This is a genomic window from Kocuria cellulosilytica (assembly GCF_040981245.1).
Lineage (GTDB): Bacteria > Actinomycetota > Actinomycetes > Actinomycetales > Micrococcaceae > Kocuria > Kocuria cellulosilytica.
In genome coordinates this window covers 184,725-197,398 of record NZ_JAVFWZ010000001.1, presented here as the reverse complement: position 1 = coordinate 197,398, position 12,674 = coordinate 184,725, and the positions used below count along the sequence as shown (strand labels likewise).

Below are 12,674 nucleotides of genomic sequence, written 5' to 3'. Positions count from 1 at the left end.
CGGCATGCAGTGGCCGGGGGCGGGGCCTGCGCAGGACACCGAGGACCAGCAGACAGAACGGAAAGACCGCATGAGTGACGAGACCCAGGACGACCGGACCCCCGAGGACGCCGGCCTCGCCGGCGACCTCGAGCACACCCCCGTGCTGACCGACCGCGTGGAGCAGGTGGACCTGCAGACCGAGATGCAGCGGTCCTACCTCGACTACGCCATGGCCGTCATCGTGGGGCGCGCCCTGCCGGACGTCCGCGACGGGCTCAAGCCGGTGCACCGCCGCGTGCTCTACGCGATGTACGACGGCGGCTACCGCCCGGACCGCTCCTTCAACAAGTGCGCCCGCGTGGTGGGCGAGGTCATGGGCCAGTACCACCCGCACGGCGACTCCGCGATCTACGACGCCCTCGTACGGCTGATCCAGGGCTGGGTGATGCGCTACCCGCTCGCCCTGGGCCAGGGCAACTTCGGCTCCCCGGGCAACGACGGCGCGGCGGCGCCCCGGTACACCGAGACCAAGATGGCGCCCATCGCCATGGAGATGGTCCGGGACATCCACGAGGAGACCGTCGACTTCCAGGACAACTACGACGGCAAGAACCAGGAGCCGTCGGTGCTGCCGTCCCGGTTCCCGAACCTGCTGGTCAACGGCTCCTCCGGGATCGCCGTGGGCATGGCCACCAACATCCCGCCGCACAACCTGCGCGAGGTCGCGGACGGCGTGCAGTGGTACCTCCAGCACCCGGAGGTCTCCAACGAGGAGCTGCTCGAGGAGCTCCTGCAGCGGATCAAGGGCCCGGACTTCCCGACCGGCGCGCAGATCCTCGGGCACAAGGGCATCGAGGACGCCTACCGCACGGGGCGGGGCTCGATCGCCATGCGCGCCGTGGTCAGCGTCGAGGAGATCCACAACCGCACCTGCCTGGTGGTCACCGAGCTGCCCTACCAGGCGAACCCGGACAACCTCGCGATGAAGATCGCGGACCTCGTGAAGGACGGCCGGATCACCGGCATCGCCGACATCCGGGACGAGACCTCCGGGCGCACCGGCCAGCGGCTGGTGATCGTGCTCAAGCGCGACGCCGTGGCCAAGGTGGTGCTCAACAACCTCTACAAGCACACGCAGCTGCAGGACAACTTCTCCGCCAACATGCTCGCCCTCGTGGACGGGGTGCCCCGCACCCTGAGCCTCGACGCGTTCATCCGGCACTGGGTCACCCACCAGATGGACGTCATCGTCCGCCGCACCCGGTACCGGCTGCGGCAGGCCGAGGCCGAGGCCCACATCCTGCGGGGCCTGCTCAAGGCGCTCGACGCCCTCGACGAGGTCATCGCGCTCATCCGCCGCTCCCCGACGGCCGACGACGCCCGCACCGGGCTCATGGAGCTCCTGCAGATCGACGAGGACCAGGCGCAGGCCATCCTCAACATGCAGCTGCGCCGGCTCGCGGCCCTCGAGCGGCAGAAGATCCAGGACCGGCACGCGGAGCTCGAGCGGCTCATCGCCGAGTACACCGGGATCATCGCCTCGGAGGAGCGCCAGCGCGGCATCATCTCCTCCGAGCTCGAGGAGATCGTCAGCCGCTTCGGCGACGACCGCCGGTCCGAGATCCAGTACGGCTACGACGGCGACATGTCGATGGAGGACCTGATCCCCGAGGAGGAGATGGTCGTGACCATCACCCGCGGCGGATACGTCAAGCGCACCCGCTCCGACCAGTACCGCTCCCAGCGGCGGGGCGGCAAGGGCGTCCGGGGCGCGCAGCTGCGCGGGGACGACGTCGTCGAGCACTTCTTCGTCACCACCACGCACAACTGGATCCTGTTCTTCACGAACCTGGGCCGGGTCTACCGCACCAAGGCGTACGAGCTCCTCGAGGCGGGCCGGGACTCCAAGGGCCAGCACGTGGCGAACCTGATGGCCTTCCAGCCGGGCGAGCGGATCGCGCAGGTCATGGAGCTGCGCTCGTACAGCGACGCCCCGTACCTGGTGCTCGCCACCCGCAAGGGCCTCGTCAAGAAGTCCCGGCTGATGGACTACGACACCAACCGCACGGCCGGGGTGATCGCGATCAACCTGCGCGACGACGACGAGCTGGTCTCGGCCCAGCTCGCCTCCGCGGAGGACGACCTGCTCCTGGTCTCGCGCAACGGCATGTCCCTGCGCTTCACCGCGAGCGACGAGGTGCTGCGGCCCATGGGGCGGGCGACCTCCGGCGTGACCGGGATGAAGTTCCGCGACGGCGACGAGCTGCTCTCCGCCAACGTGGTCACCGACGACGCCTACGTCTTCGTGGTCACCGAGGGCGGCTACGCCAAGCGCACCAAGGTGGAGGAGTACCGGGTGCAGGGCCGCGGCGGCCTCGGCATCAAGGTGGCGAAGCTCGCGGAGCAGCGCGGCCGGCTGGTCGGCGGGATCATCGTGGGCGAGGAGGACGAGGTCCTCGTGGTGATGGAGTCCGGGAAGGTCGTGCGCACCGGCGCCTCCGAGGTCCCGGCCAAGGGCCGCGACACGATGGGCGTGATCTTCGCCAAGCCCGCGCAGGGCGACGCGATCACCGGGGTGGCCCACAACGCGGAGCGGGAGATCGCCGAGGAGGTCGACGCCGAGGCCGTGGCCGAGGTCGACGTCCAGCTCGACGAGACGATGGAGACGGCCGACGTCCTGGACGACGGCGCGGACGACGAGCACGGGTCCGTCCCCGGTTCCGGGGACACGGCGGACGATGAAGTAGCGTTGGACCCGAACAACAACGGAGGTAACGCATGAGCTCGAGTTCCGGCTCCAACGCCGCCGGCAAGTCCGGACGCGCCCCCCTCGCGTCCGCGCCCCGGACGGGGACCGGGGCGCCGTCCGGGACGGCGAAGCCCTCGACGAGCGCCCGGACCGCGCCGAAGCCGGCGACGTCCGGCTCGGGGTCCGCCAAGCCGGGTGCGGCCAAGCCCGGCTCCGGTGCGGCCAGGAGCACGCGGCCCGCGAGCCCGGCGAAGGGCCTGGTCCGCCCGGCCCCGCGCCCGCGCGTGCGCCGGGCGCGGCTCGTGGTCTCGAAGGTGGACACCTGGTCGGTGCTCAAGCTCGCGTTCCTGCTCTCGGTCGCGCTGGGGATCATCACCGTGGTCGCCGCGGTCGTGCTGTGGATCGTGCTGGACCTCACCGGCCTGTTCGACGGGATCAACGAGCTGCTCGGGATGCTGGGCGGCGCGGGCGGGGCCCTGAACATCAAGGACTTCCTGTCCCTGGGGCAGATCGCGATCTTCGCGACGATCGTCTCCGTGGTCAACGTCATCCTGCTGACCGCGCTCTCGGTGCTCGCCGCACTGCTGTACAACATCGCGGCGGCCCTCGTGGGCGGCATCGGGCTCACGCTCACGGACGACTGACCGGCACGGTCCGCGGAGGCCGGCCCGGTCGCCGTGATTTGGCACGGGTCGGCAACTCCGGTATCGTTTCTTCTCGGTCCGCAAGGGCCGGAAAGGGCGTATAGCTCAGACGGTTAGAGCGCTTCGCTGATAACGAAGAGGTCCCAGGTTCAATTCCTGGTACGCCCACGGTTTCCCTTTCCGCAGGTCAGGAGGCAGGCGTGAACAGGAAAGTGGCTGTGGCGCTCGCCCTGGTCGGGGCATCGGTCGCGGTGCTCACCAAGCTGCGGGAGGCCGACGCCGACAGGTCCGCCTGGGCGGACGCCACCGACGAGGTGGAGTAGCCCGCACACCGCGGGGGCGTGGCGCAACTGGTAGCGCATCTGCTTTGCAAGCAGAGGGTTAGGGGTTCGAGTCCCCTCGCCTCCACCACATCGGATCCCGATCGAGCAGACGCTCGGTCGGGATCTTCTCGTTCCCGGTGGGGTCGCCGCCCCGGGGTCACCGCACGTCGGAGCGCAGATCTCGTGGCAGACTGGGCGCGTCCCCGACCGTCCTCCCGGCAGGCTCCCCGGCTGCTGCCAGGAGAGCCGCCCGGAACCCAGGAGAAGCCATGCCCCGAGACGACTTCGCCGACAAGGCGCTCACCCCCCTGCCGGGCATCGACCCCGGCGAACCGCTCGAGAAGGTCAACGGCTGGAAGGTCGTGGGGCCGGGCCTGGTGGTCGCGGCCACCGGTGTGGGCGCCGCGGACCTCGTGGCCACGCTCACCGCCGGCTCCCGGTTCGGCTACGGCCTGCTCTGGGCGGTCGTGCTCGGCACGGTCCTGAAGATCATCCTCGTCGAGGGGGCCGGGCGGTACTCCCTGGCCACCGGGCGCACCATCTTCGAGGGCTGGCGCTCCCTGGGCCGGTGGACCACCGTCTACTTCGGGCCGTACATCATCATCTGGGGGTTCGTCTACGGAGCCACCGCCATGTCCTCGGCCGCGCTGCCGCTCGCGGCGCTGTTCCCGGTCCTGCCCCTGTGGGCGTGGGCCGTGTTCATGGGCCTGCTCGGCTTCTTCATGGTCTGGTTCGGCCGCTACGCCCTCGTGGAGCGGCTCGCCGCGCTCATGGTCGGCATCATGTTCGTCGTGGTCGTGGGGCTGGCGGTCATCGCGGTCCCGAACATCCCCGACATGATCACCGGCTTCGTGCCGGTCATCCCGGAGGGCGGGCTGGTCTACACCCTGGCGCTGGCCGGCGGGATCGGCGGCACCATCACCCTGGCCGCCTACGGCTACTGGCTGCGGGAGAAGGGCTGGTACCGGCCGCGCTGGATGCGGGTGATGCAGCTGGACAACGCGGCCGCCTACACGGTGACCGGGATCTTCGTGGTCGCGATGCTCATCGTGGGCGTCGAGGTGCTGTACTCCGCGGGCTACGCGATCAGCGCCGGGGACGAGGGCCTGCTCGAGCTCGGCGAGATCCTCAAGGACCGCTACGGCGACGTCATCGGCACCGCGTTCCTCGTGGGCTTCTGGGCGGCGTCCTTCTCCTCGCTGGTCGGCGTGTGGTCCGGCGTCTCCCTCATGTTCGCCGACTTCTGGGGCAACATCCGCGGCAAGCACAGCGGGCACCCGGACACCGTGACCGGCGGCAAGTACTTCCGCTTCTACCTGCTGTGGCTGACCTTCCCGCCCATGCTCCTGTTCTTGCTGGGCCGGCCGGTGTTCCTGATCCTGCTCTACGGCGTGCTGGGCGCCCTGTTCATGCCGTTCCTGGCCCTGACCCTGATCTGGCTGCTCAACACCCGGCGCACGCCCGAGCGCTGGCGCAACGGGGTCTTCACGAACGTGATGCTCGCGGTGTGCGTGGTGCTGTTCACCGTGCTCGGCCTCTACCAGGCGTGGGACACGCTCCAGGACGTCATCGTCTGGTTCCAGGGCTGAGCATCGGGCCCCGCGGACGGACAGAGGCCCCCGCTCCCGGAAGGGGAGCGGGGGCCTCCGGTCGAACGGGCGGGGCTCAGGCCTCGTTCTCGTCCTTCTTGCCCTGGATCTGCTCCTTGACCTCGTGGATCGTGGTCTTGGCGTCGTCACCGACGGTCTTGGCATTGTCCTTGACCTCGGAGGCCGCCTCCGAGACACCGCCGGACTGGCCGGCCGGGGTGGTCGCGTCCTTGGCGTCGTCGACCTGCACGCCGGTGCCGGCGGCCACGGTGGACTGCTGGGCCACCGGGGACGCGGTCACGCGCGGGGACGTGGCCGCGGGGGTCTTCCAGGGGTCCTCGACGGGGCGCGACGCCTTCCAGGCGGCCACGCCGGCCACACCGCCGGCGGCGAGCAGGCCCAGCAGCAGCAGGCCCTTGTGGGACTTCTCGGCCTTCTTCTGCTGCTTGGCGTAGTCCTTGGCGACCTTCGCGGCGGCCTTCTTCGCGTTGGCCACGGCCTTCTTGTCACCCGTGAGCTTCGCGACGATGGCCTCGAGCTGCTCCGGGGTGTCCGCGTCGGCGAACTTGCCGGCGAGCAGGGCGGCGGCACCGGCGTACTTCGCCTGCATCGCGGTGCGGCTCTCGGAGGCCCGGTCGGCGGCCTTCGCGGCCACGGGGCCCGCGGTCTTCGCGGCCTTCGCCGCGACCGGGGCGGTCACCGCGGCGGCCTTCAGCTTCGCGGAGCCGGAGAGCTCGTGGGCGCGGCCAAGCCCCTCCTGGACCTTCGGGCCGGCGGTCGCGACGCCGCCGGCGAGGGCCGCGGCGCCCGCCTCGACACCGTGCTGGAGCCGGGGCGCGAGGTCACCGATCTCCTTGGACGCCCACTTGCCGGCGTCCAGGACCTTGCTCTCCGCGGCCTTCTGCGCCGCGACGGCCTTCTTCTCGCTCTTGGACTTCTTGAAGCTCATGAATCCATCCCTCCTCGGGTCGTGACAATCCGTTGTCAGCATACGGGCAGAGCCGTTCCGGCAGGAGGGTGCGCCGCGCAATCCCGGGCCTTTTCACTGTGCGCTGAACCCTGCGACCCCGCCGGGGACGGCCTCCGGGCACCGTGCAAGAATGAGCCCATGACTTCTGCCATTCCCACCGCCAAGGCGACCATCCACACGAACCACGGCGACATCGTCGTGAACCTGTTCGGCAACCACGCCCCGAAGACCGTCAAGAACTTCATCGGCCTCTCGGACGGCACCCAGGAGTGGAGCGACCCGCGCACCGGCGAGAAGCAGACCGGGCCCCTGTACCAGGACGTGGTCTTCCACCGCATCATCCGCGACTTCATGATCCAGGGCGGGGACCCCCTGGGCCAGGGCATCGGCGGACCGGGCTACGAGTTCGACGATGAGATCCACCCCGAGCTCAACTTCAACGAGCCCTACATCCTGGCGATGGCCAACGCCGGCAAGCGCAACGGCAAGGGCACCAACGGGTCCCAGTTCTTCATCACCACCGCCCCCACCACCTGGCTGCAGGGCAAGCACACCATCTTCGGCGAGGTGGCCGACGACGCGTCCCGGAAGGTCGTCGACGAGCTCAACGACGTCCGCACCGGTGCCATGGACCGTCCGGTCGAGGACTGCGTGATCACCTCGATCGACGTCGAGCAGCTCTAGATCCGAGCGACGTCCCCGTCCCGGCGCCGCCGGGACGGGGACCAGCGGCGCAGGCCCGTCCGGAGCGATCCGGGCGGGCCTGCGCCGTTCCCGTCCAGCGACCCGGGCCCGGACCGGCCCAGGAGGAGTTCCAGTGAGCGGCGAGCGACCGCAGTACGGCGCGTCCACCGGGGGCGAGACCCCGGTGTGCCCGCGTCATCCCGACCGGCCGGCGTACGTCACGTGCCAGCGCTGCGGCCGCCCGACGTGCCCGGAGTGCCAGCGCACGGCCGCGGTGGGCGTCCACTGCGTCGACTGCGTGCAGGAGGCCGGGCGCTCGCGCCCGGCCGTGCGCACGAGCCTGGGCGGCCGGGCCGCCCGGGGCTCCTCGATGCTCGTCACCTGGTGGCTCATCGGCGTCAACGCGGTGGTCTACGCGCTGCAGTGGCTCGTGCAGGCGGTGGGCGTGAGCCTGCTGCAGCTGTTCGCCTACGCCCCCGTCACCACGACCTCCGAGCCGTGGCGGATGCTCACGAGCGGGTTCCTGCACTCGATGTCGAGCCCGCTGCACCTGCTCCTGAACATGTACATGCTCTACCTGTTCGGGCGGATGCTCGAGCCGGCGCTGGGCCGCGGCCGGTTCCTGCTGCTGTTCCTGCTCTCCGTGCTGGGCGGCTCGGTGGGCGTCCTGCTGCTCTCGCACCCGCTCAGCCTCGTGGTCGGCGCGTCCGGCGGAGTCTTCGGCCTCTTCGGCGCGCTCTTCGTGCTGCAGCGCCACCTGGGGCAGTCCATCACGCCCATCGCGGTGCTGATCGGCGTGAACGTCGTCTTCGGGTTCCTCTTCCCCGGCATCGCCTGGCAGGCGCACCTGGGCGGGCTGTTCACCGGGGCGCTGGTCGCCTTCGGCTACACGGCGGCCACCCGCAGGCGGCGCGGTGCCGGCGGCCGCCGCCGCTGACCCCGTCCCCGCCCGTGCGCGCTCCGGCACCGGGGACGGAGGGTGTTCTCCACAGGGGTTGTCCCCATCTGTCGACAAGTTGCACCGGTGGAATTCCACACCTGTGACCAATGGTGTGGACAGCGCCACGGCGGCTTCCACAGCTGTTAATAACGCTGTGGAGAGCGAGCTGTGCACACGGTTCTCCACACCTGTGGACAACTTTGTGCACCGGGTGGGGAGAAGATCGCGGCGCGGCCCGTCCGGAACGGTCTTCTCAACCGATCCTCAGGCCGCGTGCGGAAGACTGGGTCGGGGCGGGATCCTCCGCGCCCACGGACGAGAACGGGAGGACGCGTGCGCGTGCTGCTGGTGGAGGACGAGGCGGACCTCGCGGAGTCGTTGCGTCGCGGCCTCACGAACGAGGGCTTCGTCGTCGACGTCGCCCACGACGGGATCACCGGGGAGTGGCTGGCCCGGGAGAACCCCTACGACGTGGTGGTCCTGGACCTGATGCTGCCGGGCCGGAACGGCTACGCCGTGCTCGAGAACCTGCGGGCCGCCGAGAACTGGGTCCCCGTGCTGATGCTCACGGCCAAGGACGGCGAGTACGACCAGACCGACGCCTTCGACCTCGGCGCCGACGACTACCTCACCAAGCCCTTCAGCTTCCTCGTGCTCGTGGCCCGGTTGCGCGCCCTCATCCGCCGCGGGGCGCCCGAGCGGCCGGTGGTGCTCACGGTCGGGTCCCTCCTGCTCGACCCCGTCCGCCGGACCGTGACCCGCCGCGGGCAGGCGCTCGAGCTGACCGCGAAGGAGTACGTCATCCTCCAGTACCTGATGCAGAACGCGGAGCAGGTCGTCTCGAAGCACCAGATCATGGACAACGCCTGGGACGCCGGCTTCGAGGGCTCTGAGAACATCGTCGAGGTGTACGTGGGCTATCTGCGCAAGAAGATCGACGCCCCCTTCGGCCTCTCGACCCTGCAGACGGTCCGCGGCATGGGCTACCGGCTGGTCCCCGACGAGCCCGGGGCGCCGGCGGCGTGATCCTCCGCGGAAGGCGTCCCCTCGACCGGTGGGGGGTGCGGGAGCGCAGCACGGCGGCCGCGGCGCTGCTCATCCTCCTCGTGATGGCCGTGGCCGGGGCCGTGCTGCTCGAGGTCCTCAGCCGCGCGGCGGTGGGGGCCGCCCACGACCAGGCCGTGGCCCGCCAGACGGAGATCCTGCGGGACCTGGGCCTGCCGTGGGGACCGCGCAGCGCCGGGGGCACGGCAGGCGAGACGGCCGTGTTCACGCGGGCCGGCCTCGGCGAGCTGATGCTGCGGCTCGGCCGGCCCGGGGTCATCGTGCAGCTCCAGGATGTGGAGGGGCAGGTGGTGGCGGCGTCCCCCGCCAGCGCGCTGGGCACGGACCTGTCCGTGCCGGTCCTGGAGCCGGGGGAGTCCTCCGACTCCGCGGCGACCGGGGAGGGTCCGGTGCCCGGGACCGACGACTTCGTATATGTCGCTCACGGCATGTACATCAACGGGGAGCCCCTGACGCTGACGGTGGCGGTGCCCATGGCGCTGCAGCAGGGCACCCTCCGGACGGTGTCCCTGTTCCTGCTGGTCGGAGGGCCGGCGCTGGCGCTGCTCGGGGCCGCGCTCATGTGGTTCCTCGTCGGCCGCTCCCTCGCCCCGGTGCGGCGCATCACCGGGCAGGTCCGGCGGATCGGGACGGCCCGCCTGGGGGAGCGGGTCGACGTGCCTCCCACCCGGGACGAGATCGCGGAGCTCGCCACCACCATGAACGGAATGCTGGACCGGCTGGAGGCCTCCGACCGCGCCCAGCGCAGGTTCGTCGCGGACGCCTCCCACGAGCTCCGGAGCCCGCTGACCACCCTCACCACCACGATCGAGGTCGCCGCCTCCGACCCGTCCGGGGCGGCGTGGCCGGAGGTCGCCCCCGTGCTCAGGTCCCAGTCCCGCCGGATGGGCCGGCTCGTGGAGGACCTCCTGACCCTCGCCAAGATCGACGACGCCGGACTGCGGCTGCGCACCGCGGACACGGACCTGGACGAGGTGGTCCGGGAGGAGCTCGCCCGGATGCGTCCGGCCTCGCGGCACGAGGTCCGCGTGCAGGTGGACCCCGTGCGGGTGCGCGGGGACGCCAGCCGGCTGCAGCAGGTGGTGCGCAACCTGCTCTCCAACGCGGAGCGGCACGCGGACACCTGGATCGAGGTCTCCCTGCGGGCGGAGGGGGACGAGGCGGTCGTGGACGTGGTCAACGACGGCGACACCATCGCCCCGGAGGACCGGGAACGGGTCTTCGAGCGGTTCGTGCGGCTCGACGACTCCCGGGCGCGGGACACGGGCGGATCCGGGCTGGGTCTGGCCATCAGCCGGGAGATCGTCGCGGCCCACGGGGGCACGATCAGCGCGGGCGAGGACCCGCGGGGGCACTGCCGCTTCGAGGTGCGCCTCCCGCGGGAGAGCGGGGACGACGGGGGCTGAGCGCCCGGGCGGGCCGGCCACCGCCGTCCAGCGCCCGGCCGCACCCGTTCTGGCTGCTCTGTTCCCCGTCCTCTCCGGGACGGTGCCCCCAGGGTGCCCGGTCCGGATGGCACTCCGGTGACCGGAGGGTGGACCGGAGGCGACGGCTGCGCCGCCGGGGGACGTCCGCCCGCACGACGAGGCCGAGGCCGGCGGCACCCGGTGTTCAGCTGCCGTTCGTCGTGGCGCCACCAGGAACTCCTACTGTGGCGGCGGTCGGCAGGAGCCCCCCATTCCTGCTCGGCCGGCACGGGTGCACCCCCGGGCAGCCGTGCCGGATGCCCCAGCCCGCCGACGGGCCGGCTGGGGCATCCGACCGCCCGTCGGCGCAGACCCGCTCACCCCTGGACGAGGCCGGCGAGTCGCACCCCCGTTCGGCCCCGTCGTGGCGGCAGCCCCGGCCCCCGGCCCAGCACCGTGGCCCGGCCTTGCGTCCCGGCACCGTGGGCCGGCGCCTCGTCTCAGTACCCCGCGGAGGCGGCGTCCCACACCTGCGCGGTGAGCTCCTCGACGCGCTCCGCGGGCGTGCGCCGGGCGAGCAGCGCCTGGGCGACGAGCCGTCGCGCGGTCGAGGCGAGGTGCTCGCGCATGGCGTGCGCCGCCGCCTCCTCGTCGCGGGCGAGCACCGCCCGCACCAGGGCGTCGTGCTCCCGTGCGAGCTCGTCGACGGGCCGCCGCGACGCGGCGGCCACGACGCCCAGGAAGGCCGTGGTGGTGCGCAGCCGCTCGACGAGCTCGAGGGCCTGGGCGTTGCCGGCGAGCAGCAGCAGCAGCCGGTGCAGCCCCTCGTCGGCCCGGGCGGTCGCCTCGAGGTCCCCGGTGCGGGCCGCCTCGTGCATCGCCTGCCACTGGGCCCGGACGCGGTCCAGCTCCTCGGGCCCCGCGAGACGGGCGGCCCGCCGGGCGGCGGGGACCTCGAGCGCCGTGCGCACCGCGAGGATCTCCGCGACGTCGGTGGGGCTGACCTCGACGATCTCGAAGCCGCGGTTGCGGTGGAACCGGATCAGTCCGGCCTCGCCCAGCCGCAGCAGCCCCTCCCGCACCGGGCTGCGGGAGACGTCCATGGCGGAGGCCAGCTGCTGCACCGAGTACAGCCGCCCGGGCTCCATCTCCCCCGCGGTGATCGCCCGGCGCACCGCGGCCATCACCTGCACGGCGAGCGAGCTTCCGGTCGTGGCGGCGACGGAGGGCAGCGCGGGCAGCGCCGCCCCGGGGCGGCCCTCGTCCGGCGACGGGGCGACGGCGCGGGGTGAGGTGGTCACGGGGTGATCGTCAGCTTGATGTCCCCGGGCCGGTGCTCCTCGGCCCGCTGCATGGCCTCCGCGATCCGTTCGAGCGGGTACTCGGGCCCGAGACAGTGCTCCACGTCGATCTCGCCCTCCGAGATCCGGCGGAGGGCCTCCCGGAAGGACGTCAGACCGGGCTCGGCCTGCGCCGCCACGGAGCACTGCAGCCGCAGGTTCTTGCGGAACGCCGTCCACAGCGGGACCTCGGTGGGCCCGTGCCGCTCCGGCAGGCCGAAGAAGCCGACGATGCCCCGGTCGGCCGCGAGCTCCACCGCCTGGTCGCGCAGCACGTCGTGCCCCACGGCCTCGATCACGAGGTCGGCCCCGCGGCCGCCGGTCACCTCGGCCACGACCGCGGCGAGGTCCTGCTCCGGCACCCGCACGGGGACCGCGCCCAGCCTCCGGGCGACCTCGAGCCTCCCGGCGTCCAGGTCGGAGGCGACGACGTGCTCGAAGCCCAGCCTCCGGGCCTCCTCCACGAAGAACAGCCCGGCGGAGCCCGCGCCCATCACCACGCACGTGTGCGAACGCCGCGCGGGCGTCTCCACGGGCCAGAACTGGCGCATGGCGTAGAGGCAGGTGCCGTACTGCTGCGCCATCATGAGCCGCCGCAGCTGCCGGGAGTCCGCCGGGTCCGTGCCGGCGGGCAGCTCGACGACGTGCAGGTCGTCCAGCAGCTGGAGCTCCGCGAAGCACCCGCCCATCTCGCCCTGGGGGACCGTCAGCACCAGGGCGCCCTCCGGGACCCGCTCCGACCGGGACGCGACCACCACGCCGACCCCCTCGTGGCCGGGGTAGCCGGGGCGGCGCGGTCCCTCCGCGTGGAGCAGCCCGTGGAAGGTCGCGTGCAGGTCGGACCCGCAGATCGAGGCGTGCAGCATGCGCACCACCAGCTGACCGGGCTCCCGGGCCTGCGGATCGGGCCAGTCGGTGACGGTGATCGTGCCCGTCGCGGGGACGTGGGACCCTCGCATGCGCGCCTCCTCGTGTCGGGCGC

Annotated in this window: 11 protein-coding genes and 2 tRNA genes; 10 read left to right on the top strand and 3 right to left on the bottom strand. The window is 72.1% G+C overall.

The genetic code is table 11. From position 1 onward, the window contains the following. The first annotated feature begins 70 nt into the window (after positions 1-70). The 6 genes from gyrA (at position 71) to RCG67_RS00860 (ending at position 5,287) form a co-directional block, all read left to right on the top strand. The gene (gene gyrA, locus RCG67_RS00885; RefSeq protein WP_368824415.1) at positions 71-2,764 is read left to right on the top strand and encodes a DNA gyrase subunit A; all 2,694 of its coding nucleotides are present in this window, start codon (positions 71-73) and stop codon (positions 2,762-2,764) included. Further along, entirely contained in the window at positions 2,761-3,375 is a 615-nt protein-coding gene (locus tag RCG67_RS00880) for a DUF3566 domain-containing protein (protein ID WP_368824414.1), read from the top strand. The genes gyrA and RCG67_RS00880 overlap by 4 nt, the downstream gene beginning before the upstream one ends. A 94-nt stretch (positions 3,376-3,469) precedes the next feature. Beyond that, positions 3,470-3,543 (top strand) — tRNA-Ile (locus RCG67_RS00875). Positions 3,544-3,575: 32 nt separating this feature from the next. Further along, positions 3,576-3,698, top strand: a complete 123-nt coding sequence (locus tag RCG67_RS00870; RefSeq protein WP_368824413.1) for a hypothetical protein — start codon at positions 3,576-3,578, stop codon at positions 3,696-3,698. A 12-nt stretch (positions 3,699-3,710) separates the two neighbouring features. Then, positions 3,711-3,786, top strand: a tRNA-Ala gene (locus RCG67_RS00865). Positions 3,787-3,967: 181 nt separating this feature from the next. After that, positions 3,968-5,287 (top strand): Nramp family divalent metal transporter, encoded by a 1,320-nt coding sequence (locus RCG67_RS00860; protein ID WP_368824412.1) that lies wholly within the window; start codon positions 3,968-3,970, stop codon positions 5,285-5,287. Positions 5,288-5,363: 76 nt separating this feature from the next. Here the strand turns inward: RCG67_RS00860 and RCG67_RS00855 are convergent, their stop codons facing one another. Next, positions 5,364-6,236, bottom strand: coding sequence for a hypothetical protein (locus RCG67_RS00855; RefSeq protein WP_368824411.1), 873 nt, complete (start codon positions 6,234-6,236; stop codon positions 5,364-5,366). Positions 6,237-6,395: 159 nt separating this feature from the next. On the opposite strand from RCG67_RS00855, the gene RCG67_RS00850 reads away from it, so the two are divergent. The 4 genes from RCG67_RS00850 (at position 6,396) to RCG67_RS00835 (ending at position 10,352) form a co-directional block, all read left to right on the top strand. Then, entirely contained in the window at positions 6,396-6,941 is a 546-nt protein-coding gene (locus tag RCG67_RS00850; RefSeq protein ID WP_058873299.1) for a peptidylprolyl isomerase, read from the top strand. Between the two features lie 133 nt (positions 6,942-7,074). Beyond that, positions 7,075-7,878, top strand: a complete 804-nt coding sequence (locus RCG67_RS00845) for a rhomboid family intramembrane serine protease (RefSeq protein ID WP_368824410.1) — start codon at positions 7,075-7,077, stop codon at positions 7,876-7,878. A 336-nt stretch (positions 7,879-8,214) separates the two neighbouring features. Continuing rightward, positions 8,215-8,907, top strand: coding sequence for a response regulator transcription factor (locus tag RCG67_RS00840; protein WP_368824409.1), 693 nt, complete (start codon positions 8,215-8,217; stop codon positions 8,905-8,907). A gap of 35 nt (positions 8,908-8,942) precedes the next feature. After that, complete coding sequence (locus RCG67_RS00835; protein ID WP_368824408.1) at positions 8,943-10,352, top strand: sensor histidine kinase; 1,410 nt, start codon at positions 8,943-8,945, stop codon at positions 10,350-10,352. A gap of 500 nt (positions 10,353-10,852) precedes the next feature. Here RCG67_RS00835 and RCG67_RS00830 read toward each other — a convergent pair whose 3' ends face one another. Together RCG67_RS00830 and RCG67_RS00825 are read right to left on the bottom strand one after the other, a co-directional pair. Next, positions 10,853-11,653, bottom strand: coding sequence for a GntR family transcriptional regulator (locus tag RCG67_RS00830; protein ID WP_368824407.1), 801 nt, complete (start codon positions 11,651-11,653; stop codon positions 10,853-10,855). After that, positions 11,650-12,651 carry a zinc-binding dehydrogenase gene (locus RCG67_RS00825; protein WP_058873304.1) on the bottom strand — a complete coding sequence of 334 codons (1,002 nt, stop codon included), beginning with the start codon at positions 12,649-12,651 and terminating at the stop codon, positions 11,650-11,652. The genes RCG67_RS00830 and RCG67_RS00825 overlap by 4 nt, the downstream gene beginning before the upstream one ends. Positions 12,652-12,674 lie beyond the last annotated feature (23 nt).